Raw genomic sequence first — 24,362 nt, 5'->3', positions numbered from 1 at the left:
ATGAATGATCGCGTGGTCCGTCTGCGGGCAGCGGCGATCAGCCCGGGAACTCGTCCCGGGCCCGGTCCTCCGGGAGCGGCCGCCCGCGCTACGCGGCGGGAGGCGGCAGAACAGTCATCGGCATGATCGCCACCTTAGGCCGAACGGCTGCCCCCGGCCAACTCCCGCCCGGCCTCCGCCTCCCCGGCCGCATCCGCGCCCACCTCGGCATCCGCCTCCGAGGCCCCCGTATTCGCACCGGCGCCCGCGCCGGCCACCGGCGTCGGCGACGCCTCCTTGGGGGTGGAGCGCTGCGCGATGAAGGCGCCCGTCAGCACCACCGCGCCGCCCAGGATCTGTGGCACGGAAAGGTGCTCCCCCAGCAGCACCCAGGCCAGCACGCAGGCGATGACCGCCTCCAGGCAGGCGACGACTCCGGCGACCTGCGGCGAGAGCCGGCGTACGGACAGCACTCCGGTGAGGTAGGCGGCCACCGTCGCGACCAGCACCAGCCAGCCGACCAGCAGCGCGGCCGGTACCCGCATGCCGTTCATGTCGGTGCTCGCGGCGAGCACTCCCCAGTCCAGGTTCCACGGCAGCGCCACGGCCGTGAGCAGGGCGGCACCGACGAGCAGCCCGTAGGCGATCACTCCGATCGGGTCGGCCGGGTCCTCGCCGTCGCCGCCGTGGTCGGACAGGATGAAGTAGCCGACCTGGCAGAAGGCCGCGCACAGCGCCAGCAGCAGGCCCACGGCGTCGAAGGTCAGCCCCGACCAGACCTGCACGACGCACGCGAGGCCGGCCACGGCGAGGACCACGCCTACCGCCGCGGACCGGCTCACCGGCCGCCGCTGGACGAACCGCACCCAGCCCAGGACGAGCGCCGGCGCGAGGTATTCGACCAGCATGGCGACGCCGACCGGAATCCGGGATATCGCCGCGAAGTAGCACGCCTGGACGCCCGCCACGGCGAGCAGCCCGAAGCCGGCGAGGAGCGCGGGGCGCCGCGTGACCAGGGCACGGTGGCGCCACGCGACGGGCAGCAGCACCAGGGCCGCGCCCGTCGCCCGCAACCACACCACGTGGAGGGGGTCCAGGCCCGCCTCGATCAGCGGCTTGGCCGCGACGCCCGATCCACCGAACGCGAACGCGGACACCAGGGCGAGGCCCAGACCGGCGCTTTTACGTTGAGACGCTTGCATCGCTGCATCATGGCAGCAACAGACAGGACCGTCACGTCTTTTGGTCCTGGCAGATTCGGTCCGGCCCGACGAACCACCGCATACCGTGCCGCACCCCGCGACACCCCACGACAGACGGCCACTCAGCCGCAGTCGAAGCGGGTGCCCGCGTCCATCAGCGCGGCATCCGTCAACCCGGCATCCGTCAACGCCGCATCCGTAACCACCGCATCCGTCACCACCGCGTCCACGCGCGCGGCCAGCAGGCCCGTGTCGACACCGGCCCGCCGCAGGACCTCGACGGCCCGGCAGCGGGGGTCGCGCACCAACGCCGCCAACAGGTCCGTGCCTTCCACGCACACCGCGCCGCGCGCGCGGGCCCGGGCGTACGCCTCCCGCATGGCGTCGGCGGCGGCAGGGGACCAGCCGGGCACCGCCGCGCCGGTCAGGGCGGGCAGGGAGCCGGAGTCCTCCACCGTGCCGCTCCAGCGCAGTCCGTATCCGATGGTGCGCTGGACGAGATAGCCGAGCAGCCGGGCGACCTGGGCCGGGCCGCCGGGGAGGGCCTGCCGGGCGCGGGGGTCGGCTTCGAGCAGGGTGTGCAGCAGATGGGCGGTGTCGATCTGCCGGTCGCCGTCGCGTGCGGCCCGCCTGCGGGCGCCCATGACCGCTGAGGCGAGTTCCGCGCTGAGCGGAGTCTCGCCTGTGGCCCCGGTCCGTCCGGTGTCAGGTGTACGGCTTTGCACCCTGCCACCCCATCAGTCCCATGTGATGAGAGCATCCCCAGAGAGTCGCATTCGCGCATCCGACAGCGGGCGGGTACGACAGGCCGGTTCCTCATCCTCAAGAAGGACGGGTGTCGGATTCCGTCTCAGGGGCGCGCGTTTCCCGCCGGTACGCGTGGCGTGACGACCAGTGTGGCCGTGCGCTCCCCCACCGTGAAGACGTACGCCCCCTGTTCGACGCGCGGCGGCCCCGCGCCGTCGATGTCGCCCGGGGTCACCGCGAGCGCGCTGGGCGGGACGGTGAGCCGTACCGTGCCCGACTGCCCGGCCGGCAGATGTGTCCTGGCGAACGCCACCAGCTTCCTCGGCGGGGCGAGGACGTCACTGACCGGCCGGGACACATAGACCGGTACGACGAGGTCGCCGTCGCGCGCACCGGCGTTGCTCACCTTCACCGTGACCCGGACCTCCCGACCGGCCGGCACGGAGGTTTCGCCGAGTGTGATCGAGTCGAAGCGGTAGGACGTATAGGAGAGCCCGTCGCCGAAGTCGTACGCCACGTCGTGTGCGGACTCCGCGCCCGCGTTGGTCCCGGGCAACTGCTGGTAGTACAGCGGCTCGTTGCCCGTCCGCCGGGGCCAGGACACCGGCAGCCGGCCGCCGGGGGCGACCTTACCGAAGAGCACGTCGGCGACCGCGTGGCCGCCCTCGGTGCCCGGCAGCCAGGACATCAGCAGCCCTTCCGTGCCGGCCGCCCGTCCCAGGACCGGTGGGCGCCCGGCGATGACCACGACCACGACCGGGCGTCCGCTCGCCTTCACGGCCGACACGAGCGCCTGCTGGTCCGCGGGCAGTTCGGGCCGGGGGCTGTCGGCCTCGCCCTCGGCCGCCGCCCTCTCCCCCACCACGACCACCGTCACATCGGCGGTACGGGCCTCCCGTGCCGCCTGCGTGGCGTTCCCGGCGTGGACGACGCGGGTTCCGGCGGGTGCGGCCGCCTTGATGCCCTCGAGCACGGTCGTACCCGCGAGCTCCACCCCTTCGGGCACCCGGTGCCAGCCGACGGTCCATCCGCCCGCCTGGTCCACGAGGTCGTCCGCGTGGGCTCCGGCGACGACGATCTTCTGTGCGGACGGCCCGATCGGCAGGAGGTTCCTCTCGTTGCGCAGCAGCACCTGTGACGCGGCGGCGGCGCGCCGGGCCAGCTCGCGTCCGCTCCCCACGACTTCGGTGTTTGCGCGCTCGGCGTCGACAAATGGTCGCTCGAAGAGCCCGAGGCCGAACTTCAGCCGCAGCACGCGCCCGGCGGCCTCGTCGATTCGCTCCCGGGAGACCAGGCCGGCCCGTACCGCGTCGCGCAGGCCCTCGGTGAACTCGCGTGCCTCGTAGGGCTCCATCGTCACGTCGACGCCCGCGTTGACCGCGAGGGCGATGGCGTGCGGATAGTCCGCCGCCACCTTGTACTTCGTCCACAGGGCGCGGACGTCCTGCCAGTCGGAGACCGTGACGCCGGTGAAGCCCCACTGCCGGCGCAGCACCTTCGTCAGCAGATGGCGGGAGGCGGTCGCGGGTACGCCGTTGACGGCTCCGGAGTTGACCATCACGCTCTTCGCCCCGGCACGGATCGCGGTCCGGTAGGGGGCGAGGAGGGTGTCCTGGAGATAGCGCGGGGAGACGTCGGCGGGCACCCGGTCGTGGCCGTTGGCGGGTTCGGAGTAGCCGCCGAAGTGCTTGACGGTGGAGGCGACCTTCTTGGCGCCGGCGGCGCCCTCGGTGCCCCGTACCGCCGCGGCGGCCAACGTACCCGCGAGCAGCGGGTCCTCGCCGTAGGTCTCGTAGTAGCGCCCCCAGCGCCGGTCGCGGGCGAGGTCGGCGACGGGGGCGAAGTTCCAGTCCATGCCGGTGGCGGCGACCGCGCGGGCGGTGGTGCCGGCGACGGCGCGCACGAGCGCGGGGTCCCAGGCGGCGGCGAGGCCGATCTGGTGGGGGAAGACGGTGGCGCCGAGGACGTTGTTGTGGCCGTGTACGGCGTCGACGCCGTACAGCACCGGGACGCGCAGGCGGCTGTGTTCCAGGGCGTACTTCTGCACCGCGTTGACCATGCGGGCCCAGTCGCCCGGTGTGTTGCGCGGCGGGCCCATGCCGCCGCCGGAGAGCACGGAGCCGACGGCCTGGTCGTGCAGAACACTGTGCAGGCATGCCTGGTTCAGTTCGCCTCCGCTCTCGCGGCAGTCGCCTTGTAGCCGGACCACGGCGATCTGGGCCATCTGCCCGATCTTCTCGTTGAGGGTCATGCGGCGCAGCAGGTCGCGTGTGCGCTCGTCCGGATCGGCGTGGGCGTCGCGGTAGAGCGGTTCGCCGCCGCCGGCGCCGGCGGGGACGCCGATGAGGCAGGCCGTGCAGGCGGCGAGGGCGGTGAGCGCGAGCGCGGCGCGTCGACGGCGCGTACGCAGGGCCATGGGGGGGCTCCGTTCCGGTCGGATCCGGAAACCGGAGTCTGCTCACCCGGCAGGACCGGGTCAAGGAACGCGGCGGGGCCCACGGAATGCGGATTCCGTGGGCCCCGTCGGGGTGGCTCAGCCTTCGTCGGCGAGGATGAGGTACATCTTCTTCCGCGCGTCGTTGACGACGGCGAGGGCCTTCTCCCGCTGCTCGGGGCTGCCGGTCCGCCAGACCTGGACCAGGGCCTCCATGAGGCCGGAGCCGGCCTGCCGCATCTCCATCGCGCCCTCCCGGTCGGCGCCGCGTCCGACGTCCTCCCAGGGGGTCTGCGGGCCCGTGTCGGCCTCGGCGCGGCCGTCGGCGGTGAGCGTGAACAGCTTCTTGCCGCCCTCGCTCTCGCTGACGATCATGCCTTCGTCCTCCAGCATCTGCAGCGTCGGGTAGACGGAGCCGGGGCTGGGCTTCCAGGTGCCGCCACTGCGTTCGGCGATCTCCTGGATCATTTCGTAGCCGTGCATCGGGCGGTCCTTGAGCAGCGCCAGGATCGAGGCGCGTACGTCGCCGCGCCGTGCCCTGCCGCCCCTTCCGCCGCGCCCGCCGAGGGGCGGGCCGCCGAACGGCGGGCCGAAGGGTCCGAAGGCGCGCCGGCCGCCGAAGCCGCCGGTGCCCTGCGGGCCCGCGCCGGAGCGGGGTCCGCGGTGTTCATGACCGTGTCCGTGGAAACGCATTGCGTCCCTCCAATCGTTGATCGGTCGCGATACCTCAACGATATATCGGAACCGATCGGATGACAAGAGATGGCGACAGCGGGGAGAAGACGACGCGGGCGCCGCCCCACGGCGAGCCCCCGGGCGGCTCCCGGGCCACCTCTCACCCATTGGCTCTGGCCTGCGGCTTTTACGGGCCCTACGGTCCCGGGCATGCGGATTCGAATCGTCGACGCCTTCACCGACCGTCCCTTCACCGGCAACCCGGCCGGTGTCCTGCTCCTGGAAGCCGGCCCCTTCCCCGACGACGTCTGGCTGCAGCACGTCGCCAGGGAGGTCAACCACGCCGAGACGGCCTTCGCCCACCGGCTGCCGTCCGGCTCCGACGCCGACTGGGCGCTGCGCTGGTTCACGCCGACCACCGAGGTCGACATGTGCGGCCACGCCACACTCGCCACGGCCCATGTCCTGCACACCACGGGCACCGCGACCGGAACCGTGCGCTTCGCCGCCCGCTGCGGCATACTCACCGCGACCGCGCACGGGAACGGCTCGATCACCCTGGACTTCCCCACCGCGCCGCTCACCGCGGTGGCCGCGCCCGACGGGGTGGCCGAGGCCCTCGGCGCCACGCCGCTGAGCACGCACGACACCGGCCCGCACATCGGCGACCTGCTGGTCGAGCTCGCCGACGAGAAGACCGTACGGGCCCTGTCCCCCGACCTTCCCGCGCTCGCGCGGCACTCCCGCCGGGGCATCATCGCCACCGCTCCGGCCGAGGATCCCGGGCGCGGCTACGACTACGTCTCGCGCTGCTTCTTCCCGAACGTCGGCATCGACGAGGACCCCGTCACGGGCAGCGCGCACACCGCGCTGGCCCCGTTCTGGTCCGCCCGCCTGGGCCGCGAGGAGCTCACGGGTCTTCAGGCGTCCGCGCGGAGCGGCCTCGTCCGCACCACATTGCGCGGCGACCGGACCCTGCTGACCGGCTCCGCCGTCACCGTCATCGACGGCGAGCTGCGGGCGTAAGGGCCGCCGGGAGCGGGGCGGATCAGGCCGTGGGCAGCCAGCTCACCTTGCCGGCGAGCAGCGCGTAGCCGACGAAGGCCACGATGTCGATCAGCGCGTGCGCGGCGACCAGCGGCCCGACCCGCCCCCACCGCCGGTACAGCAGGACGAAGACCACCCCCATCGCCATGTTGCCGACGAGGCCGCCGATCCCCTGGTAGAGGTGGTACGAACCGCGCAGCCCCGCGCTCGCCGCCAGCGCCGCCGCCGGCGTCCAGCCCAGCTGCCCCAGCCGGCGCAGCAGATAGCCGACGACCACGACCTCCTCCAGCACCGCGTTCTGCAGGGCCGAGGCGATCAGGACGGGAACCTTCCACCACACGTCGGGCAGGCTCTCCGGCACCACGGTCAGATTGAAGCCGGCCGCCCGCGCGGCGAGGTAGAACGCCAGCCCGGTGCCGCCGATGGCCGCGGCCAGGCCCGTACCCCGGCCGAGGTCGAAGGCGGGCCGCTCACGGTCGAAGCCGATGAGGCGCAGCGCCCCGCCCGCCCGGCCCTCGCGCATCAGCAGGTACGCCACCAGGAAGACGGGCACGAGCGCGGTCGTGATGCCGAAGAGCTGCCAGGCGAGGTCGAGCCAGGGCCTGCCGGGCGCGTGCGAGGCGTTCAGGGTGGCGGCCTGGTCCTTGAGCCCGCCCGGCCGGGTGGCCGCCCCGACGAAGCTGATCAGCGACGACACGCCGCTGGCCCCGAGCGACAGCGCCAGGACGATCAGCAGCTCCGCACGCAGCGTCCGCCGCGGCAGCGTGGAGTCGCCGCCCGGCAGCCCGGCCAGTTCCTCCGGCCGGGCGCTCGCGTCATCGTCTGGAGCGTTCCGCCGCACTGTCGTCTCCCGTCTGGCCGCCGTCACCACCGTCGTACGACGGTCGTCACAGCTTGCCCGACGGTCTCGCGCCGGTACGGACAGGGGTGCGCCCGTGTCAGCCGGCGAGGCCGGCGGGCCAGGTGTGCACGGGTTCGCCGGTGCGCATCAGCTCGCAGTAGCGCCGTGTGGTGGCGGCCAGCGCCTGCTCGCGGTCCAGGCCCCTCTCCAGCGCCCGGTGGTAGGTGGCGGCCTGCCAGGAGGCCCCGTTCACCCGGCGCCGGCAGCGTCCTTCGATGACGCCGAGGTAATAGTCGCGGTCGGCGGGTTCGACGCCCCAGGCGTCGAGCCCGGCCGCGGCCAGCGGCAGCAGTTCCTCCAGGACCAGTCGCACGGCGGGCACCCGCGCCGGGGCGCCGCCGCCCCGGCCCGCCCGCGGCCAGCGCAGGAAGGCCTCGATGCCGTGGCGGCAGGCGACGTCGAAGTTGTCGGCGGCGACGGCGAACGGCATCCGGGTCCACACCGGCCGGGGCTCCTCGGCGAGCGCCCTGATCAGCCCGTAATAGAAGGCGGTGTTGGCGATGACGTCGGGGACCGTGGGGCCGGCGGGCAGCACCCGGTTCTCCACGCGCAGGTGGGGGACGCCGTCGGCGACGCCGTAGACGGGGCGGTTCCAGCGGTAGACGGTGCCGTTGTGCAGGGTGAGTTCGTGCAGCATCGGCACGCCGCCCGCGTCCAGGACGTCCAACGGGTCCTCGTCGTTGGAGATGGGCAGTAAGGGCGGAAAGAAGCGCAGGTTCTCCTCGAACAGCTCGTAGGCGGAGCTGATCCACCGCTCCCCGAACCAGGTGCGCGGGCGCACGCCCTGGACCTGTAGTTCGGGCGGGCGGGTGTCGGTGGACTGGACGAACAGCGGCGGGCGGGACTCGCGCCACAGCTCGCGGCCGAAGAGAAAGGGCGAGTTGGCGCCGACGGCTATCTGGGCGGCCGCGACGGCCTGCGCGGCGTTCCACACCGCGGCGAACCGTCCCGGGGTGACCTGCAGGTGCAGTTGCACGGACGTACAGGCGGCCTCGGGCGCGATGGACCGGGCGGTGCAGGTGAGATGCTCGACGCCGGAGATGTCGATGGTGAACTCCTCGCCCCGGGCGGCCACCACCTGGTCGTTGAGCAGGTGGTACCGGTCCGCGACGGACAGGCTCGTGGGCACCAGGTCACGGCTGGTGAGCGTCGGCAGAATTCCGATCATGACGATTCCGGAATCGACTTCCATGGCCTTGCGGTCGGCGTAGGACAGGCCGGTGCGCAACTCCTCGGCAAGCTGGTCCAGAACCCTTCCCGAGAGCCGGTGAGGGACGATGTTCACTTCCAGGTTGAACTGTCCGAGCTCGGTCTGGAAATCATGGCTGGCGATGCGTTCCAGCACCTCCGCATTCACCATGCTCGGCATGCCGTCGGGGCCCGCGAGATTCAGCTCGATCTCCAGCCCCATAAGATTCCGGGGGCGGTCGAACCGCTTCTCCGCCAGCAGCCTCGCCAGCCCTTCCAGACACTGCCGGAGCTTGTCCCGGTGGTGCTGTCGGTCGGCGAGGTCGAACCCCATGGCCACGACCTTCTCACCCATTCAAGCGTCCCTCCTCGTGCGGGTCGCCCCCGGCGCCGACCTCCGTGTCACGGTCGATGATGCCCAGGCGACGCGATCCATAACGCCTCACGGCGGCCGCATACCCGGTAGGCTCTCGCCGAGCGCACTCCGGCACATTCCGTCGGCATAAAGGGGTCGCCGGAGCGCAGCACAATGCGCTGGTGATAAACACCGATCGGATCCGGCCTACCGTATACGGAGAAAAGGCCGAGGTCATGAGCGCCAGCCGGTCACAAAAACACCGAAATCCCCCCTGGAACGGGTCCCGATTTGCCCTTGCCGGAAATACGGGCGACAGCTAGACGAAACATCATGTGAACATGTGTCGTATAAACTCCGGAATGAGGCAGAGAGTAGGCGCCCTGGAGTCGGTCCCGGCCCCCTCTGACCCCGCACGCCGACAGCGTCGTCCGCACCTGCCCAGCTCCACCGTGTCTCCGAAGCGAGAGGCGACCCACACCATGCCGCTGCATGTCCCCCCTGCCCCCGCGCCTGCCCTGCGCAGCGTCCGCACGGCCCTCGGTTCCCCCACCGCCGTCCGTGAGGCCCGCACCCCGTCGCTGACGTCCGCCCGGACGCCGCTGACCCCCGAACTCCCGCTGCCCGTCCATGTCCTGGAACGCGTCACCCCGCGCGGCGCGGCGCCCCGCACCCGGCTCACCGGCTGGCGCTTCCTCATCCGGGGCGGCGACCGCGCGGTGGCCGCGGGCGAGGCGATGCTCACGCCCGACGGCTGGGCCTTCTCCCACTTCTTCGAAGGTCCCTACCTGGCGTCCACCGAGCGCGCGCTGCGCCAGGCGGAGGCGTTGCCCACGCCGTACCAGCCGCGGCTGCTGTCCGTGCCGGAGTTGTACATGCTCACGCTCTGGCTGCACGCCGACATCGCGGCCGACGCCTCGTCAGAGCTGTTCGCCCCGGGGGACCTTCTGGTGCCGCTCGCCCCGGCGCCGCCCGGCATCGCCGCCCACCGCCCCCACCGGGTGGCCGATCTGCTGCCCATGCTCACCCTCCGGCTGACCCCCGGACCCGCGCTCAAGGCGACCGCCTGAGCGGGCCGTACGCGCACGCGCCCCGCGCCTCCCGGGACCGGGAAGTCGCGGGGCGCACCGCTGTCCCCACCCTCACCCCCACGGGCTAGCCCACCGGGGTCAGCCCGAACCACCCAAAGGGACTGTCGAGTTGGAGGCAACCGCCCGCATGGGTGATGCGTCATCACCCTGTGAGGAGCGTCACTGTGAAATCCCTGCGGAATCAGGCCCGTAGGGCAACACTGGGACCGACCGACGATTGATTACGGGGGGCGGCATGACCACCGCATCGAGCCGCAGGACAGCCACCACATCAGAGCGAAAGATCCCTTCCATGTGCCAGCACCAGCCCACGTGCCCGTCAGCCGACTCCGCCGACCGGGAGGCCGCCCATCTCGTGGCCGCCTACCCGGAGCAGGGATGGAGTCTGCTGTGCAATGGCGTCCTCTGCTTCGAGGACACCGGTGAGCTGCTGCCGGACGGGCAGATCATCGCGCCGCACCGGTCGCTCGGCACCGACCATGTGGTGACGGCCGCCTAGCGCGGCATCTACCCTGCACCACCTCATATGACACACGGAAAAACGTGACACACAGAAAAACATGAAGGGGCCGGCCCGGCGCGAACGCCGAACCGGCCCCGACCCGTGTGCGGGCCCGCCGGGTCAGCCGTCGTATTCGTCCATGGGCGGGCAGGAGCAGACCAGGTTGCGGTCGCCGTACGCACCGTCCACGCGGCGCACCGGCGGCCAGTACTTGTCGGCGGGCGTCACCCCGGCCGGGAAGACGGCGTCCTCGCGGCTGTACGGGTGCTCCCAGGCCCCGGCCACCGAGGCGGCGGTGTGCGGGGCGTTCCGCAGCGGGTTGTCGTCCTTGTCCCACTCCCCCGAGCCGACCTTCTCGATCTCGGCGCGGATGGCGATCATCGCCTCACAGAAACGATCCAGCTCGGTGAGGTCCTCGCTCTCCGTCGGCTCGATCATCAGCGTTCCGGCCACCGGGAAGGACATCGTCGGCGCGTGGAAACCGTAGTCGATGAGCCGCTTGGCGACGTCGTCGACGCTCACTCCGGTCGCCTTGGTCAGCGGCCGCAGGTCCACGATGCACTCGTGCGCGACCAGCCCGTTGGGACCGGTGTAGAGCACCGGGTAGTGCGGCTCCAGGCGCTTGGCGATGTAGTTGGCGCCGAGCACCGCGACCTGGGTGGCGCGCTTGAGGCCCTCGCCGCCCATCAGCCGGACGTACGCCCAGGAGATCGGCAGGATGCCGGCGGAGCCCCAGGGGGCGGCCGAGATCGGGCCGACACCCGTCTCCGGGCCCGCGGTGGGCTGCAGCGGGTGGTTGGGCAGGTACGGGGCGAGGTGGGCGCGGACGGCCACCGGGCCGACGCCCGGACCGCCGCCGCCGTGCGGGATGCAGAAGGTCTTGTGCAGGTTCAGGTGCGAGACGTCGCCGCCGAACTCGCCCGGCTTGGCCACGCCCACCAGCGCGTTGAGGTTCGCGCCGTCGACGTAGACCTGGCCACCCGCCTCGTGCACCGCCGCGCAGATGTCGGCGACATGCTCCTCGAAGACGCCGTGCGTGGACGGGTAGGTGATCATCAGCACGGCGAGCTCGTCGCGGTGCTTGTCGATCTTGGCGCGCAGGTCCTCGGCGTCGACCTCGCCGTCGTCGGCGGTCTTGACGACGACGACCTTCATGCCGGCCATCACGGCGCTCGCGGCGTTGGTGCCGTGGGCGGAGGACGGGATGAGGCAGACGGTGCGCTGCTCGTCGCCGTTGGCGCGGTGGTAGGCCCGGACGGCCAGCAGGCCCGCGAGCTCGCCCTGCGAGCCGGCGTTGGGCTGGAGGGAGACCTTGTCGTAGCCGGTGACCTCGGCGAGCCGCTCCTCCAGCTCGGTGATGAGCGTGAGGTAGCCCCCGGCCTGCTCGACCGGCGCGAAGGGGTGCAGCGCGCCGAACTCGGGCCAGGTGACCGGCTCCATCTCGGTGGTGGCGTTGAGCTTCATGGTGCAGGAGCCGAGCGGGATCATGCCGCGGTCCAGGGCGTAATCCCGGTCGGCGAGGCGGCGCAGGTAGCGCAGCATCGCGGTCTCGGAGCGGTGCTGGTGGAAGACCGGGTGGGTGAGGTAGTCGCCGGTGCGCAGCAGGTTCTCGGGGAGTGCCTCGGCCGTGGTGGCGTCGAGCGCCTCGACGTCCGCCCGCACGCCGAACGCGGCCCACACCGACGCCAGCCGGTCGCGGGTGGTGGTCTCGTCGCAGGCGATGCCGACGTGGTCGGCGTCGGTCAGGCGCAGGTTGACGCCGCGCTCGCGGGCGGCCTCGACGACCTCGGCGGCCCGGCCGGGGACGCGCGCGGTGAGGGTGTCGAAGAAGGAGCCGTGCACGACCTCGACCCCGCCGGCGCGCAGGCCCTCGGCGAGCACGCCGGCGTAACGGTGGGTGCGGCGCGCGATGGCGGCGAGGCCCTCGGGGCCGTGGTAGACGGCGTACATGCCGGCCATGACGGCGAGCAGCACCTGGGCGGTGCAGATGTTGCTCGTGGCCTTCTCGCGGCGGATGTGCTGCTCGCGGGTCTGCAGGGCGAGCCGGTAGGCCTTGTCGCCGTCCGCGTCGACGGAGACGCCGACGAGGCGGCCGGGGAGGCTGCGGGCGAACTGTTCGCGTACGGCCATGAAGCCGGCGTGCGGTCCGCCGAAGCCCATGGGGACGCCGAAGCGCTGGCTGGTGCCGACCGCGATGTCGGCGCCGAGCTCGCCGGGCGGGGTGAGCAGCGTCAGGGCCAGCAGGTCGGCGGCGACGGTGACGACGGCGCCGAGGCCGTGGGCCTGCTCGATGACCGGGCGCAGGTCGCGCACGGCGCCGGAGGCACCGGGGTACTGGAGCAGGACGCCGAAGACGCCGCGCTCGGCGATGTCGGCGGGGATGCCGGCTGAGAGGTCGGCGACGACGACCTCGACGCCGGTGGGCTCGGCGCGCGTCTGTATGACCGCGATCGTCTGCGGGAGGGTGTCGGCGTCGACCAGGAAGACGCCGTTCTTGACCTTGCCGACGCGGCGGGAGAGCGACATCGCCTCGGCGGCGGCGGTGCCCTCGTCGAGGAGGGAGGCGCCGGAGGTGGGCAGGCCGGTCAGGTCGGCGACGACGGTCTGGAAGTTGAGGAGCGCCTCGAGCCGGCCCTGGGAGATCTCGGGCTGGTAGGGCGTGTAGGCCGTGTACCAGGCAGGGTTCTCCATGACGTTGCGCAGGATCACCGGCGGCGTGAAGGTGCCGTGGTAGCCGAGGCCGATCATGGGGGCGAGGACCTCGTTGCGGTCCGCGAGGGTGCGCAGCTCGGCGAGGACCTCGGCCTCGCTGCGGGCGGCGGGCAGCCGGAGCGCCTCGGCGCTCTTGATCACCTCGGGCACGGCGGCCGCGGTGAGTTCGTCGAGCGAGCCGAAGCCGACCTGGGCGAGCATCTTCGCCTGGGCGCCGGCGTCGGGGCCGATGTGGCGGGCCTCGAACGGAGTGCCGCGTTCCAGGTCGGAAAGGGAGCTGCGGTGGGCTGTCATCTGCGGAGGCCTCCTGGTCGTCACGACCTGCGAGGGGTACCACGGCGCGGGTACCCGGACGGCCTCCCCCTCTGTCATCTCAACCTGAGAGCTTCACCGGGCCATGCTGCGGCCCGGCTTTCACCGTCGGTGAGGAAGGGCTCGGCGTCGTGCCTGACCGGGGCCCGCCCTGCTTTCCAGAGTGACCTCGCCTGTGCGGTACGTGTGCCTGAGAGATTCCGGGGAGGATTTGCTCCTTCGGCGCCTCCGTCGGCTCCCAACATCTCGGCTGGGTTTCGAAGGAGGACTCTCCCGCACGGGGTCTGCGGCCAATCGCCAGCCTACCAGCGCGGCTTTCCGGGCGGATCTCCCGAGTGGCCGGTTCCCGCTTTGTGGCTTTTCGTGGTTTCCACAGGGTGCTGACGGGCTCCGCGGGGCGTCCGAGGGCACGCGGACGGCCGGCCCCCGCAGACGCGATCAAGGGAGGAACCGTGCAGACCGACATCGATCCCCGGAGCCTGATCGGCCGGAAGGCCTTCGACCGCGACGGTGCGAAGATCGGCACGGTGGACGAGGTCTACCTCGACGACGCGACCGGGGAACCGGAGTGGGCCGCCGTACGCACCGGGCTGTTCGGCCGGGACGCGTTCGTACCGCTGGAGCCGAGTCGCGTCGAGGGCGACGTCCTGCGCATCCCCTACGACCGGGCCCTGATCAGGGAGGCACCGGGCTTCGGGGTGGGCCGGCACCTCTCGCCGGAGCAGGAGCTGCAGCTCTACCACCACTACGGGCTCGAACTGCCCGGCGGCTCCGACGCCTCCGGCCCCGCAGGCCCCTCAGGCACCCCGGGCACCTGAGCCCCCGGCTCCCGGACGAGCGGCAGCGGGTCGGCCGGTTCGAGCGCGGGGTCGTCGACGCGGAACGTGCGGACCCGCCCGGGTGCGGACCAGGGCTCCTCGAAGCGGACGGTGACCCGCCCCACCCCGCTGCCCTGCACCCAGCCGTTCCCGTACTCCGCGTGCCGCACGTCCAGCCCCGGCAGCCACTGGCGGGGCGGCTCCGGGGCGGCCGGGGCCTCCTGGGGCTCGGCGCTGTCCTGGGCGGCGGCCCCGGCGGCCTGCTCCGCCTCGCTGGCGGCCTGCGCGAAGAGGTCCTCCTGGGTGTAGTCGGCGAGCCCGGAGACCCCGACGCCCAGGAGCCGCACGCCCATGGTGGTGTCGACGCCGTCGAGCAGCCGGGCCGCCGCCTCCCGCACCACCGCCGGGTCGTCGGTGGGGCCGCGCAACGTCTCCGAGCGGGTCAGCGTCGAGAAGTCGTAGCTGCGCACCTTGATGACCACCGTGCGCCCTGAGCGGCCGGCCTCGCGCAGCCGCCGCACGCACCGGTCGGCGAGGCGGGCGAGCTCCAGCTGGACCCGGGTGCGGTCGGTGAGGTCCTCGGCGAAGGTGTCCTCCGCCGAGACGGACTTGGCGTCCCGCTCGGCGACGACGGGCCGGTCGTCGTGGCCGGTGGCGAGCGCGTGCAGGCCGGCGCCATGGGCCTTGCCGAGCAGGCGCACCAGCTCGTCCTCGCCCGCCTCGGCCGTCTCGGCCACGGTGGTGATCCCGGCCCGGCGCAACGTTTCAGCGGTGGCGGGCCCCACTCCGGGGATGGCACGGACCGACATGGGGCCGAGTATCTCCAGCTCCGTGCCGGGCTCGATGACGACCAGGCCGTCGGGCTTGGCCTCCTCCGAGGCGATCTTGGCGAGCATCTTGGAGCCGGCGAGCCCGACGGAACCGGTGAGCCCGGTGGCCGCCGCGATGTCCCGCCGCAACCGCTCCCCCACGGCCCGGACCGCCGCCGAGGTGGGCTCCACGCCGCCCGCCTCGAGGTCGACGAACGCCTCGTCCAGGCTCAGCGGCTCCACCAGCGGCGACAGCTCGCCGAGCAGCCGCATGACCACCTGGCTGACCTGCTGGTACAGCCGGAAGCGCGGGGTGAGGTAGGCGGCGTGCGGGCAGAGCCTGCGGGCCTGGGCCGTGGCCATGGCGGAGTGGACGCCGAAGACCCGCGCCTCGTACGAGGCGGTGGCCACCACGCCGCGCGACCCGATCCCCCCGACGACCACGGGCTTTCCGCGCAGGCTGGGCTTGGCCGCCTGCTCCACCGAAGCGTAGAAAGCGTCCATGTCCAGATGGAGAATCGTCGGCGCACCCCTCACATGTCAGATGCTGCCGCATGCCACTGACAATGGCGCCCACCTGCGACGAAGCGCCCCTCGCGGCGACGCGGGGGGCGCTTCGGTCCTGCGGTCCGGCCGGGCTCAGCCGGCCCGGTTGCGGCGCCGCGCCAGCTCGTCGGCCGGATTGTGGCCCACCAGCGTCTCCCCGGTGTCCACCCGCTCGCCGTGCAGCTGCGCCAGCGCGCTCTCCACATCACGCCAGACGACGCCCACCGCGATCCCGAAGACCCCCTGACCGCCCTGGAGCAGGTCGACGACCTCGTCGGGCGAGGTGCACTCGTACACCGTGGCGCCGTCGCTCATCAGCGTCATCTGCGCCAGATCCGCCATGCCGCGCGTGCGCAGGTGCTGCACCGCGGTGCGGATGTTCTGCAGGGAGACCCCGGTGTCCAGCAGCCGCTTCACGATCTTCAGGACGACGACGTCCCGGAAGCTGTAGAGCCGCTGACTGCCCGAGCCGTATGCGGGCCGCACGCTGGGCTCCACGAGCCCGGTGCGTGCCCAGTAGTCCAGCTGCCGGTAGGTGATCCCCGCCGCCGCGCATGCCGTCGGCCCCCGGTATCCGATGTCCTCCGAGCTCCTGGAGCCGGCAGAGCCGTCGGAACCACCGGAATCACTCCCCCGCGGAGTGGTGACCGCCGCCGTAGCGGAATAGCGGGGCACTGGTTCGACCGTTCCCCCATGCAGCGGATACGGACCGCCAACCGCCGTACCGTCGCCCGTGCTTCTCACGCCGACCTCCGTCCTTGACCTGCCTTCTCGACGGTAGGCAGTCGCTCGGGGTGCGTCAACGATCGCCACACTCGGCACGCCGAGTGATAATCACCCTGAGAGTGGTTTTACGTGTCCAGGTAGCGGGAAAGGCTACTCGAATGCGCCGTGCGGCAGCCCCGACGCGGCCGTCCCGCACCGCCCCGGCCGCCGGGGCACGCCCGTCGCGGCGCGCCTCACTGGCTGTTGGTGCCGAAGTCCTCCGGCGAGATCTGGTCGAGGAACTCGCGGAACTTCTCCACCTCGTCCTCCTGCTCGTCCGGGATGGCGATGCCCGCGTCGTCCAGCACCCCGTCACTGCCGTAGATCGGCGTGCCGGTGCGCAGTGCCAGCGCTATGGCGTCGGACGGCCTCGCGCTGACCTCCACCCCGCTGGCGAAGACGAGCTCCGCGTAGAACACGCCCTCGCGCAGATCCGTGATGCGGACCTCCGCGAGCTGCTGCCCGACCGCCTCCAGCACGTCCTTGAACAGGTCGTGGGTCAGCGGGCGGGCCGGCGCCATGCCCTGCTGGGCGAAGGCGATGGCCGTCGCCTCCCCGGGTCCGATCCAGATCGGGAGGTAACGGTCGCCTCCCACTTCACGCAGGAGCACGATCGGCTGGTTGGAGGGCATTTCCACCCGGACACCCACGACATCGAGCTCGTTCACACAGCAACCCTAGGACGTGCCCGGCAGGTTTGGGTAGTCGGGCACTGTCGGTCACTGTCCGCGCGGGTGCAGCGCGGTCCGCACCAGGGCGGCGTGCAGCCGCACGGACAAGGCGGCCAGCTCCTTGGCGGTGGCCTCGGCATGTGCCCTGGTCTGCGGGTTGCGGTGCCTCCGGAGAGGTGCGATCACCTGTTCGATAAGCCCGGCCTCGCGGTCGGCGGCGGCCTTGACGGCCCGCAGGTGGCGCGGCTCCAGGCCGAAACCGCCCAGATCCGCGACCAGCCTTGCGATCGTCACGGAATCGACATCGAATCCGCCGTCCGGGTGGGCACAGAGCAGCCCGTAGGACTCCCACTCCGCGAGCTCGTCCTCACTCACGCCCGCGGTGGCCAGCAGCTCCGCCCTGCCGATGCGGGCGGCCGTGCGGCCCTCCGGGGCACCCGCGCCTCCGTCGGCGCCCTCCGGGCCCTCAGCGGCGTCCAGGAGGTCCAGCGCGTCACGGGGCTGTGCCGGAGCGGGCAGCTGGACCCGCTCACCCCGGGCCATGGCGTCCAGCTGCTCCCGGATGACCTTGAGCGGCAGGTAGTGATCGCGCTGCATCCGCAGCACGTGGCCGAGCCGCTCCACGTCCTCCGTGCTGAACTTGCGGTAGCCGGACGGCGTGCGCTGCGGCTCCACCAGGCCCTCCGCCTCCAGAAAACGGATCTTGGAGATGGTGACCTCGGGGAACTCCTCGCGCAGCAGGTTGAGCACCGTTCCGATGCTCACCAGCCGGCCTTCCGCACCGGCGGCACCGGAAGGTCCGGTACCGCCCGACGGTGTTCGAAGCATGGACCTTCCCTGGGGGTACCTCCCGGACGGAGTCCGGGGGAGGGTCAGATGCCCCGCTGGCTGCCGAAGAAGACCAGCCGGTACTTGCCGATCTGGACCTCGTCGCCGTTGGACAGGGCGACCGAGTCGATGGGCTCGCGGTTGACGTACGTGCCGTTGAGGCTGCCGACGTCGGTGACGGTGAAGCCGCCGTCCTGCTCCCGGCGGAACTCCACGTGCCGGCGCGAGACCGTGACGTCGTCGAGGAAGATGTCGCTCTGCGGGTGCCGGCCCGCGGTGGTCACATCGGCATCCAGCAGGAAGCGGCTGCCGGAGTTGGGGCCGCGGCGGACCACCAGCAGGGCCGAGCCGAGCGGCAGGGCGTCGACCGCCGCCTGCGCCTCCGGCGACAGGGCGGGGATCTGCGTCTGGCCGGTCGTCTCCGAGTCGTACGCCTCGAGACCGGAGATGGAAATGGTCGACGTCGTCTCCGACGCGCGCTCGGCCACGGCTCCCGGCCGCAGCGGCGCACCGCAGTTGGAACAGAACCGACTGGCCTCGGCGTTCCGGTGGCCACACCTCGTACATACCGGCAAGGCAAACCCTCCACCCGCACTTGAGGTTGCTGGTGCCTCGAAACCTATGCGCCCCGCCTGGGCAGGGTCAACAGAGGACGCGCCCTGACTGCCCGGAATGTCGCCTCCCGGCGTCCCCGTGACGTCCCTCTGGTCGCGGAACAGCGGACGGCCTTCCTGGCCCCCCTCGCCGCCGTCCACCGGACGCGACGCCCGGTGCCGGGCGGTGCCGCCCTCCTGGCGTGCGCTCTTGCCGAACAACTTCGCAAACAACTTCACGGGCGATTCCCCTTGACCGAAACAGACCCGCCCGTGGGGCAGGACAAACCCTTGCTGCACACACCGTCCGACCTGGACATCCTTACAACGTCCGCAGTCAACAGACAGTTTCCATCACGCACCACGAACTTGGTGCGGCGACCCCCCGCAACCGCCCGCCCTCCCCACGGGCCCCGACCGCGCGCCGGTCTCACTGCGATGACGACCGAGCGTAGTCAGGCCGCTTCGCCGGGCGCAAGGCATCCACAATGATCTTCTCAGACCGGGAGACGGAGACGACGGCCTGCTCCTTCTCCAGAGTCTGCACCACACCACCGGGGATGTTCAGCGCGGGCTCCAGGTCCTGGGGCTTGCCGATGACCTTGAACTTATAGGGCTGGGAGACCTTCTTGCCATCGATCTCCACCTTTCCGGCAGAGCCGGAAAAATACGTGTCGGCGACGACCCGCACATCGTTGATCTGGATCGCCTCCGCCCCCGCCGCCCGCAGCTCCTGGATGGTGTCGAGCAGCTTGTCCGCCTCGACCGCACCCTTGGCGTCGCTCACCGTGAGCTCGATGCCCGGCCCCTGTGCCGCCACCGTACCGGCGAGCACCCCGAGCTGCTCCTCCTTCTGCGCCGTCTGCTTACGGGCCTCCGCGGCCTGGTTGGAACTGCTCTCCAGCTCCGAGCGCTGATTGTCCAGCCGCCGCTTCTCGTCCTCGAGCCGCTTGGTCCGGTTGTCCAGCTCGTCGAGGATCCGCACGAGGTCCTCCTGCCGGGCACCGCGCAGCGCGCTGGTGTCGCTCGTCGAGCGCACCTGGATGGCCAGCCCGAGGCCGAGCACGCACAGCAGCACCGCCACGGTGAGCTGCGCCCGCGTCAACCTGGGGGGCCACAGCCCGTTCATCAGCCGTTGACGTCCCGTCAACGGCGCGGCCGCCGGAGCCGCTTCCGATCCGGGCTCGGCCGCCTCCTCGGACCGCGGCTCCGGCTCGGGGTGAACCGGCCGCTCCGGCTCGCCGGCCTCGCCCTTTCCGGCCGGCGGCTCGTCGGGCCCGGACCGCGCCCGCGGCTCCGGCTCCTCCCCCGACGGCTCCGGTTCCGGCTGCTGTGCGCCCTGCGACGGCTTCGGCTCCTTCGGGCCCTTCGGCTCCTTCGGCCCCTCGGGGCGACCCGGCTCTCCGGACTTCTCCGGGGTGTCGTCAGTGCTCATCGGTCTCACGCCCGGAAGATGTGCCGCCGGATGGCGGCGGCATTGGAGAAGATACGGATACCCAGGACGACCACCACGCCCGTGGACAACTGCGCCCCGACACCGAGCTTGTCGCCCAGGAAGACGATCAGCGCGGCGACGACCACATTGGACAGGAACGACACGACGAAGACCTTGTCGTCGAAGATGCCGTCCAGCATGGCGCGCAGGCCGCCGAACACCGCGTCCAGCGCCGCCACGACGGCGATGGGGAGGTAGGGCTCGACCGCCGTCGGCACCACGGGGCGGACGACCAGTCCGACCACGACTCCCACGATGAGGCCCAATACGGCGATCACGATCTGCCCTTTCCTGGCTTTGCGGTACGTACGATCAGACTCGGCGCGGCCGGCAGCCGGACCTCGTCCTGGGCGGAAATGCTCGCGCGGATCCCGTAGTTCTGCTGCAGCACATGCAGATACTGGCCGTCGGCACTGTCCTGGAAAGCGGTGCTCAACCGCTGACCGTTCCCGATCGCCAGCACCGTGTACGGCGGCACCAGCGGCTTGTTGTCGACCAGTATGGCGTCACCCGCGGCCCTGATCGCCGACAGTGCGGTCAGCCGCTGCCCGTTGACCGAGATCGCCTCGGCACCGGACTGCCACAGGCCGTTGACGATGCGCTGCATGTCACGGTCGCGCACGCGCCCCGTATCGGAGAAGCCACTGCTCTCCCGGGGCCCATTGCCACCCGTTTTGGCCTGTTTGGCATCGTCGACGACCACTTTGACCCCGGGCCCTCGCACCGGCGTGGCGCCCGCGAGCAGGGACACCAACTCGGCCTGGTCCCCACCGTGTTTCTGCAGCACGTCACGCTGCTTCGTACCGACCGCGGCGCGCAGGGTGTCGACGTTCTTCTGCAGCGTGTCGGCGGCCGCCGTCTCCGCCTCGATCCGCTGGATGAGCTGCTCGCGCTCCTTGGCCAGCGTCGGTGCCGATATGCGCGCCTGCACCGCCCCCAGGGTCACCACCACGGCCGACAGCATGAGCGCGGCGGCGAGCCCCAACTTGGCACGCAAAGTGCTCGGAAGGCCCTTGCCGCCCTCGCCGCGCCGGGCCGCCGCCTCCGCGTAGCCGTCGTCGAGGCTGTGATCCATCACATTGGTCAGCAGCGACATCGAGGCATCGGGGCGCGGCGGCGGCGATGAGGTGCTCCGAACGGGGGGCTGCTGCGACATGCCGCACATCGTCGCACGTCGGGGGCGTCGTCTCCCAATGGCCCCACCGGCGCGCCGGATCCGGGACAGATCCGGAACATTCCAGGAACAGGGAGACGACGCCCCTCACGCACCGGTCACATTCCGCCCCACGGGCTCAGCGTCCGGCACCGTCCACGACCGAGGACCACTCGTCCAGCAGCGCCTGCGCGGAGGCGTCGTCAGGACCCTCCGCCCACAGGTGCGTCACCGCCTCGGCGGGGTCGGGCAGCACCATCACCCAGCGCCCGTCCGCCTCGACCACCCGCACACCGTCGGTCGTATCGACCGACCGGTCCCCCGCGGCCTCCACGACATGCCGCATGACCAGGCCCTTGACGGCCCACGGCGTCGCCAGGTCACGGCGCAGGACATGCGCCCGGGGGATGCGTGCGTCTATCTGGCTCAGCGTGAGCTGGGTACGCGCCACCAGCCCGATGAGACGTACGAACGCGGCCGTACCGTCGAAGACGCTGCTGGACTCCGGAACGATGAAGCCGCCGCGGCCGTCCCCGCCGAAGATCGTCGACTCCGCCCGGCCGACCCTCGTGAGGTCGTCGGGCGACGTGGTCGTCCACTCCACCTGCGTGCCGTGGTACGCGGCCACCTGCTCGGCGATACGGGTCGTGGTCACCGGCAGCGCCACCCGTCCGCTGCGCCGCTCGGCGGCGACCAGGTCGAGCAGCACCAGCAGGGCACGGTCGTCCTCGACGATCCGCCCCCGCTCGTCCACGAGCGAGATCCGCTCGCCCACGGGGTCGAACCGCACGCCGAAGGCCGCCCGCGCCGACGCGACGATCTCGCCCAGCCGCACGAGGCCGGAGCGGCGGGTGTCGGGGGTCTCGGTCGGGCGCGCCTCGTCGAGGCCGGGGTTGATGGTGAGCGCGTCCACGCCGAGCCGGCCGAGGAGGCTGGGCAGAACAAGCCCCGCGCTGCCGTTGGAGGCGTCGACGACCACCTTGAGGCCGGCCTCCGCGACGCCGGTGGTGTCCACGGACCTCAGCAGCGAGCCGGTGTAGGAGTCATAAACGCTGGAGGGGAAGGACAGATCGCCGATCTCCCCCGGGAAGGCACGCCGGTACTCCTGGCGGGCGTAGACCCGGTCGAGCTTGCGCTGCCCGGCCTGCGAGAGGTCGGCCCCGCGCTCGTCCAGGAACATGATGTCCACCGAGTCCGGCACACCCGGGGACGTACGGATCATGATGCCGCCGGCGCTGCCCCGCGCGGTCTGCTGACGGGCCACGGGCAGCGGTACGTTCTCCAGGTCCCGCACGTCGATGGCGCTGGCCTGGAGGGCGGAGATCACCGCGCGCTTGAGCGCCCGCGCGCCACGGGAGTGGTCACGTGCCGTGGTGACGGTCGCGCCCTTCTTGAGGGTGGTGGCGTACGCGCCGGCGAGCCGCACCGCGAGCTCGGGGGTGATCTCCACGTTGAGGATGCCGGAGACACCGCGCGCGCCGAAGAGATGGGCCTGGCCGCGGGACTCCCAGATGACCGAGGTGTTGACGAACGCGCCCGCCTCGATGGTCTTGAAGGGATAGACCCGGACGTTGCCCTGAATAATCGATTCCTCACCGACGAGGCACTCATCGCCGATGACGGCCCCGTCCTCGATCCGGGCGGCGCGCATGATGTCGGTGTTCTTGCCGATGACACAGCCGCGCAGATTGCTCTGCTGCCCGACGTACACGTTGTCGTGGACGACGGCCCTGTGCAGGAAGGCACCGCTCTTGACCACGACGTTCGAGCCGACGACCGTGTGTTCGCGGATCTCGGCGCCGGCTTCGACCTTCGCGTAGTCACCGATGTAGAGCGGGCCGCGCAGAACCGCGTCGGAGTGCACCTCGGCGCCTTCGGCCACCCAGACGCCCGGCGAGATCTCGAAGCCGTCGAGGTCCACGTCGACCTTGCCCTCGAGCACATCGGCCTGGGCCTTGACGTAGCTCTCGTGGGTGCCGACGTCCTCCCAGTAGCCTTCGGCGATATACCCGAAGACGGGCTTGCCCTCCTTCATCAGCTGCGGGAAGACATCGCCCGACCAGTCGACGGGCTCATCGGCCTTGACGTAGTTGAAGACCTCGGGCTCCATGACGTAGATGCCCGTATTGACGGTGTCGGAGAAAACCTGGCCCCAGGTGGGCTTCTCGAGGAAGCGCTCGACCCTGCCCTGCTCATCGACGATGGTGATGCCGAATTCCAGCGGATTGGGGACCCGGGTCAGGCAGACGGTGACGAGAGCGCCCTTCTCCTTGTGGAAACGGATCAGGTCGGTCAGGTCGAAATCGGTGAGGGCATCGCCGGAGATGACCAGGAAGGCATCGTCCTTGAGCGCCTCTTCCGCGTTCTTGACGCTGCCCGCCGTACCGAGTGGCTTTTCCTCGTTGGCATAGGTGAGCTCCATGCCGAGTTCCTCGCCGTCACCGAAGTAGTTCTTCACGAGGGAGGCGAGGAATTGCACGGTCACCACGGTCTCGGTGAGCCCGTGCCGTTTGAGCAGACGCAGCACATGCTCCATGATCGGCCGGTTGGCCACCGGCAGGAGCGGCTTGGGCATGCTCGAGGTCATGGGGCGAAGGCGAGTGCCTTCGCCGCCGGCCATCACGACGGCCTTCATGTCGGAAGCGTCCTCCTTGAGAGACGACGGTCATGCCGACTTCACGCCTGGTAAGGCTCAGGACAACGGCGAGATCAGTCGGCCGTGGCGTCCGCCCTGACCAGTCGGCGGACCTGGACCACGTAGAGGATCCCTGCCCACCAATAGAGGGTTGTACCCCATCCGGCGAACGCCCATCCGAAAATCGCGGCGAGTGAGGACAACCAGCCGTCCCCGTCACTGAGAAGCAGCAACGGGAAGGCGTACATCAGGTTGAACGTCGCGGCCTTGCCGAGGAAGTTCACCTGCGGCGGCGGATAACCGTGCCGCCTCAGAATCCACACCATGACCAGCAGCATCGCCTCGCGGGCGAGAAGGGCCACGGTCAGCCACAGCGGCAGGATCTCACGCCAGGTCAGACCGAAGAGCGTGGAGAGGATGTAGAGCCGGTCGGCGGCCGGGTCGAGCAGCCGACCGAGGCTGCTGATCTGATTCCAGCGGCGGGCGAGCTTTCCGTCGAGGTAGTCGCTGACGCCGCTGAGCGCCAGCACGACGAGCGCCCAGCCGTCGTGCTTCTGGAGAATCAGCCACAGGAAGAGGGGTACGCCGACCAGGCGCGCCATGCTGAGGATGTTCGGGATGGTGAGGACGCGGTCGGTCTGAACGCGCGTCTCCTGGACCTCCACCCGGGGGCCTCCTGTGGGGATATGTACCAACGATGTCCCATGACCTTACCCTCCGCCGACTTGTGACCGTGCGGAGGGTGGCGGAACCGGCCGGAAATGCAAGAAAGCCCTGGCAGGGACCTTTCGGTCCCCACCAGGGCTTTCTTGAATAATTGTTCGGCGGCGTCCTACTCTCCCACAGGGTCCCCCCTGCAGTACCATCGGCGCTGAAAGGCTTAGCTTCCGGGTTCGGAATGTAA

Annotated in this window: 21 protein-coding genes, 1 rRNA gene, 1 pseudogene and 1 riboswitch; of the genes and pseudogenes, 4 read left to right on the top strand and 19 right to left on the bottom strand. The window is 71.2% G+C overall.

Going from position 1 to position 24,362, the window contains the following annotated elements; translation table 11 throughout:
• Positions 1–134 precede the first annotated feature (134 nt).
• The 4 genes from ABZ956_RS06965 to ABZ956_RS06950 all read right to left on the bottom strand — a co-directional run bounded on the left by ABZ956_RS06965 (position 135) and on the right by ABZ956_RS06950 (position 5,055).
• A complete protein-coding gene (locus tag ABZ956_RS06965) occupies positions 135–1,181 on the bottom strand; it encodes an EamA family transporter (protein ID WP_361888106.1) in 1,047 nt (348 codons plus the stop codon).
• 122 nt (positions 1,182–1,303) lie between these two features.
• On the bottom strand, positions 1,304–1,825 hold the full coding sequence (locus tag ABZ956_RS06960; protein ID WP_361888103.1) for a Clp protease N-terminal domain-containing protein: 522 nt from the start codon (positions 1,823–1,825) through the stop codon (positions 1,304–1,306).
• A gap of 206 nt (positions 1,826–2,031) precedes the next feature.
• Positions 2,032–4,344, bottom strand: a complete 2,313-nt coding sequence (locus ABZ956_RS06955) for a glycoside hydrolase family 3 N-terminal domain-containing protein (protein ID WP_361888100.1) — start codon at positions 4,342–4,344, stop codon at positions 2,032–2,034.
• A gap of 117 nt (positions 4,345–4,461) precedes the next feature.
• Positions 4,462–5,055, bottom strand: a complete 594-nt coding sequence (locus ABZ956_RS06950; protein WP_361888097.1) for a PadR family transcriptional regulator — start codon at positions 5,053–5,055, stop codon at positions 4,462–4,464.
• A gap of 192 nt (positions 5,056–5,247) precedes the next feature.
• On the opposite strand from ABZ956_RS06950, the gene ABZ956_RS06945 reads away from it, so the two are divergent.
• Complete coding sequence (locus tag ABZ956_RS06945; RefSeq protein ID WP_361888094.1) at positions 5,248–6,063, top strand: PhzF family phenazine biosynthesis protein; 816 nt, start codon at positions 5,248–5,250, stop codon at positions 6,061–6,063.
• 22 nt (positions 6,064–6,085) lie between these two features.
• Here ABZ956_RS06945 and ABZ956_RS06940 read toward each other — a convergent pair whose 3' ends face one another.
• Complete coding sequence (locus tag ABZ956_RS06940) at positions 6,086–6,877, bottom strand: CPBP family intramembrane glutamic endopeptidase (protein WP_361889369.1); 792 nt, start codon at positions 6,875–6,877, stop codon at positions 6,086–6,088.
• 145 nt (positions 6,878–7,022) lie between these two features.
• Entirely contained in the window at positions 7,023–8,528 is a 1,506-nt protein-coding gene (locus ABZ956_RS06935) for a glutamate--cysteine ligase (protein WP_361888091.1), read from the bottom strand.
• A 482-nt stretch (positions 8,529–9,010) separates the two neighbouring features.
• On the opposite strand from ABZ956_RS06935, the gene ABZ956_RS06930 reads away from it, so the two are divergent.
• Together ABZ956_RS06930 and ABZ956_RS06925 are read left to right on the top strand one after the other, a co-directional pair.
• Positions 9,011–9,598 (top strand): hypothetical protein, encoded by a 588-nt coding sequence (locus ABZ956_RS06930; protein WP_361888088.1) that lies wholly within the window; start codon positions 9,011–9,013, stop codon positions 9,596–9,598.
• 313 nt (positions 9,599–9,911) lie between these two features.
• On the top strand, positions 9,912–10,118 hold the full coding sequence (locus tag ABZ956_RS06925; protein WP_071964758.1) for a DUF5999 family protein: 207 nt from the start codon (positions 9,912–9,914) through the stop codon (positions 10,116–10,118).
• A 123-nt stretch (positions 10,119–10,241) separates the two neighbouring features.
• On the opposite strand, the gene gcvP is transcribed toward ABZ956_RS06925, so the two are convergent.
• Positions 10,242–13,127 carry an aminomethyl-transferring glycine dehydrogenase gene (gcvP, locus tag ABZ956_RS06920; protein ID WP_361888085.1) on the bottom strand — a complete coding sequence of 962 codons (2,886 nt, stop codon included), beginning with the start codon at positions 13,125–13,127 and terminating at the stop codon, positions 10,242–10,244.
• Between the two features lie 186 nt (positions 13,128–13,313).
• Positions 13,314–13,431: riboswitch (glycine riboswitch) on the bottom strand.
• 166 nt (positions 13,432–13,597) lie between these two features.
• Here gcvP and ABZ956_RS06915 point away from each other — a divergent pair.
• Positions 13,598–13,963, top strand: a complete 366-nt coding sequence (locus ABZ956_RS06915) for a PRC-barrel domain-containing protein (protein ID WP_361888082.1) — start codon at positions 13,598–13,600, stop codon at positions 13,961–13,963.
• Here ABZ956_RS06915 and ABZ956_RS06910 read toward each other — a convergent pair.
• From ABZ956_RS06910 to rrf, 12 genes and pseudogenes are all read right to left on the bottom strand, one after another.
• Positions 13,891–15,309 carry a DNA polymerase IV gene (locus ABZ956_RS06910; protein WP_361888080.1) on the bottom strand — a complete coding sequence of 473 codons (1,419 nt, stop codon included), beginning with the start codon at positions 15,307–15,309 and terminating at the stop codon, positions 13,891–13,893. The two genes, ABZ956_RS06915 and ABZ956_RS06910, sit on opposite strands and share 73 nt — an antisense overlap.
• Positions 15,310–15,411: 102 nt before the next feature.
• Positions 15,412–16,062, bottom strand: a complete 651-nt coding sequence (locus tag ABZ956_RS06905; RefSeq protein ID WP_361888077.1) for a MerR family transcriptional regulator — start codon at positions 16,060–16,062, stop codon at positions 15,412–15,414.
• Between the two features lie 215 nt (positions 16,063–16,277).
• The gene (locus ABZ956_RS06900) at positions 16,278–16,751 is read right to left on the bottom strand and encodes a bifunctional nuclease family protein (protein ID WP_004947186.1); all 474 of its coding nucleotides are present in this window, start codon (positions 16,749–16,751) and stop codon (positions 16,278–16,280) included.
• A 51-nt stretch (positions 16,752–16,802) separates the two neighbouring features.
• Positions 16,803–17,582, bottom strand: coding sequence for a MerR family transcriptional regulator (locus ABZ956_RS06895; protein WP_361888074.1), 780 nt, complete (start codon positions 17,580–17,582; stop codon positions 16,803–16,805).
• A gap of 44 nt (positions 17,583–17,626) precedes the next feature.
• The gene (locus tag ABZ956_RS06890) at positions 17,627–18,070 is read right to left on the bottom strand and encodes an FHA domain-containing protein (protein WP_361889366.1); all 444 of its coding nucleotides are present in this window, start codon (positions 18,068–18,070) and stop codon (positions 17,627–17,629) included.
• Positions 18,071–18,088: 18 nt separating this feature from the next.
• Positions 18,089–18,337: pseudogene (locus ABZ956_RS06885) on the bottom strand (zinc ribbon domain-containing protein); the annotation flags it as partial.
• A 268-nt stretch (positions 18,338–18,605) separates the two neighbouring features.
• On the bottom strand, positions 18,606–19,610 hold the full coding sequence (locus ABZ956_RS06880; RefSeq protein ID WP_361888071.1) for a DUF881 domain-containing protein: 1,005 nt from the start codon (positions 19,608–19,610) through the stop codon (positions 18,606–18,608).
• A 5-nt stretch (positions 19,611–19,615) separates the two neighbouring features.
• Positions 19,616–19,948 (bottom strand): small basic family protein, encoded by a 333-nt coding sequence (locus ABZ956_RS06875; RefSeq protein ID WP_071964751.1) that lies wholly within the window; start codon positions 19,946–19,948, stop codon positions 19,616–19,618.
• A complete protein-coding gene (locus tag ABZ956_RS06870; protein WP_361888067.1) occupies positions 19,945–20,835 on the bottom strand; it encodes a DUF881 domain-containing protein in 891 nt (296 codons plus the stop codon). Before ABZ956_RS06870 ends, ABZ956_RS06875 begins: the two co-directional genes overlap by 4 nt.
• A 127-nt stretch (positions 20,836–20,962) precedes the next feature.
• The gene (locus ABZ956_RS06865) at positions 20,963–23,458 is read right to left on the bottom strand and encodes a mannose-1-phosphate guanyltransferase (RefSeq protein ID WP_361888064.1); all 2,496 of its coding nucleotides are present in this window, start codon (positions 23,456–23,458) and stop codon (positions 20,963–20,965) included.
• A 74-nt stretch (positions 23,459–23,532) separates the two neighbouring features.
• Positions 23,533–24,123, bottom strand: coding sequence for a CDP-alcohol phosphatidyltransferase family protein (locus tag ABZ956_RS06860; RefSeq protein ID WP_361888061.1), 591 nt, complete (start codon positions 24,121–24,123; stop codon positions 23,533–23,535).
• Positions 24,124–24,277: 154 nt separating this feature from the next.
• Positions 24,278–24,362: ribosomal RNA gene (gene rrf / locus ABZ956_RS06855) — 5S ribosomal RNA — on the bottom strand; the annotation flags it as partial.

It is taken from the genome of Streptomyces sp. NPDC046261, assembly GCF_040646235.1.
Classification (GTDB): domain Bacteria; phylum Actinomycetota; class Actinomycetes; order Streptomycetales; family Streptomycetaceae; genus Streptomyces.
Note: the sequence above shows the minus strand (reverse complement) of the source record. Positions and strands in the feature narration are given on the sequence as shown.

Coding starts and splice junctions, on each gene's coding strand:
- ABZ956_RS06965 (WP_361888106.1), bottom strand. CDS start 1,181: ATGCAAGCGTCTCAACGTAAAAGCGCCGGTCTGGGCCTCGCCCTGGTG.
- ABZ956_RS06960 (WP_361888103.1), bottom strand. CDS start 1,825: ATGGGCGCCCGCAGGCGGGCCGCACGCGACGGCGACCGGCAGATCGAC.
- ABZ956_RS06955 (WP_361888100.1), bottom strand. CDS start 4,344: ATGGCCCTGCGTACGCGCCGTCGACGCGCCGCGCTCGCGCTCACCGCC.
- ABZ956_RS06950 (WP_361888097.1), bottom strand. CDS start 5,055: ATGCGTTTCCACGGACACGGTCATGAACACCGCGGACCCCGCTCCGGC.
- ABZ956_RS06945 (WP_361888094.1), top strand. CDS start 5,248: ATGCGGATTCGAATCGTCGACGCCTTCACCGACCGTCCCTTCACCGGC.
- ABZ956_RS06935 (WP_361888091.1), bottom strand. CDS start 8,528: ATGGGTGAGAAGGTCGTGGCCATGGGGTTCGACCTCGCCGACCGACAG.
- ABZ956_RS06930 (WP_361888088.1), top strand. CDS start 9,011: ATGCCGCTGCATGTCCCCCCTGCCCCCGCGCCTGCCCTGCGCAGCGTC.
- ABZ956_RS06925 (WP_071964758.1), top strand. CDS start 9,912: ATGTGCCAGCACCAGCCCACGTGCCCGTCAGCCGACTCCGCCGACCGG.
- gcvP (WP_361888085.1), bottom strand. CDS start 13,127: ATGACAGCCCACCGCAGCTCCCTTTCCGACCTGGAACGCGGCACTCCG.
- ABZ956_RS06895 (WP_361888074.1), bottom strand. CDS start 17,582: ATGCTTCGAACACCGTCGGGCGGTACCGGACCTTCCGGTGCCGCCGGT.
- ABZ956_RS06880 (WP_361888071.1), bottom strand. CDS start 19,610: ATGAGCACTGACGACACCCCGGAGAAGTCCGGAGAGCCGGGTCGCCCC.
- ABZ956_RS06870 (WP_361888067.1), bottom strand. CDS start 20,835: ATGTGCGGCATGTCGCAGCAGCCCCCCGTTCGGAGCACCTCATCGCCG.
- ABZ956_RS06865 (WP_361888064.1), bottom strand. CDS start 23,458: ATGAAGGCCGTCGTGATGGCCGGCGGCGAAGGCACTCGCCTTCGCCCC.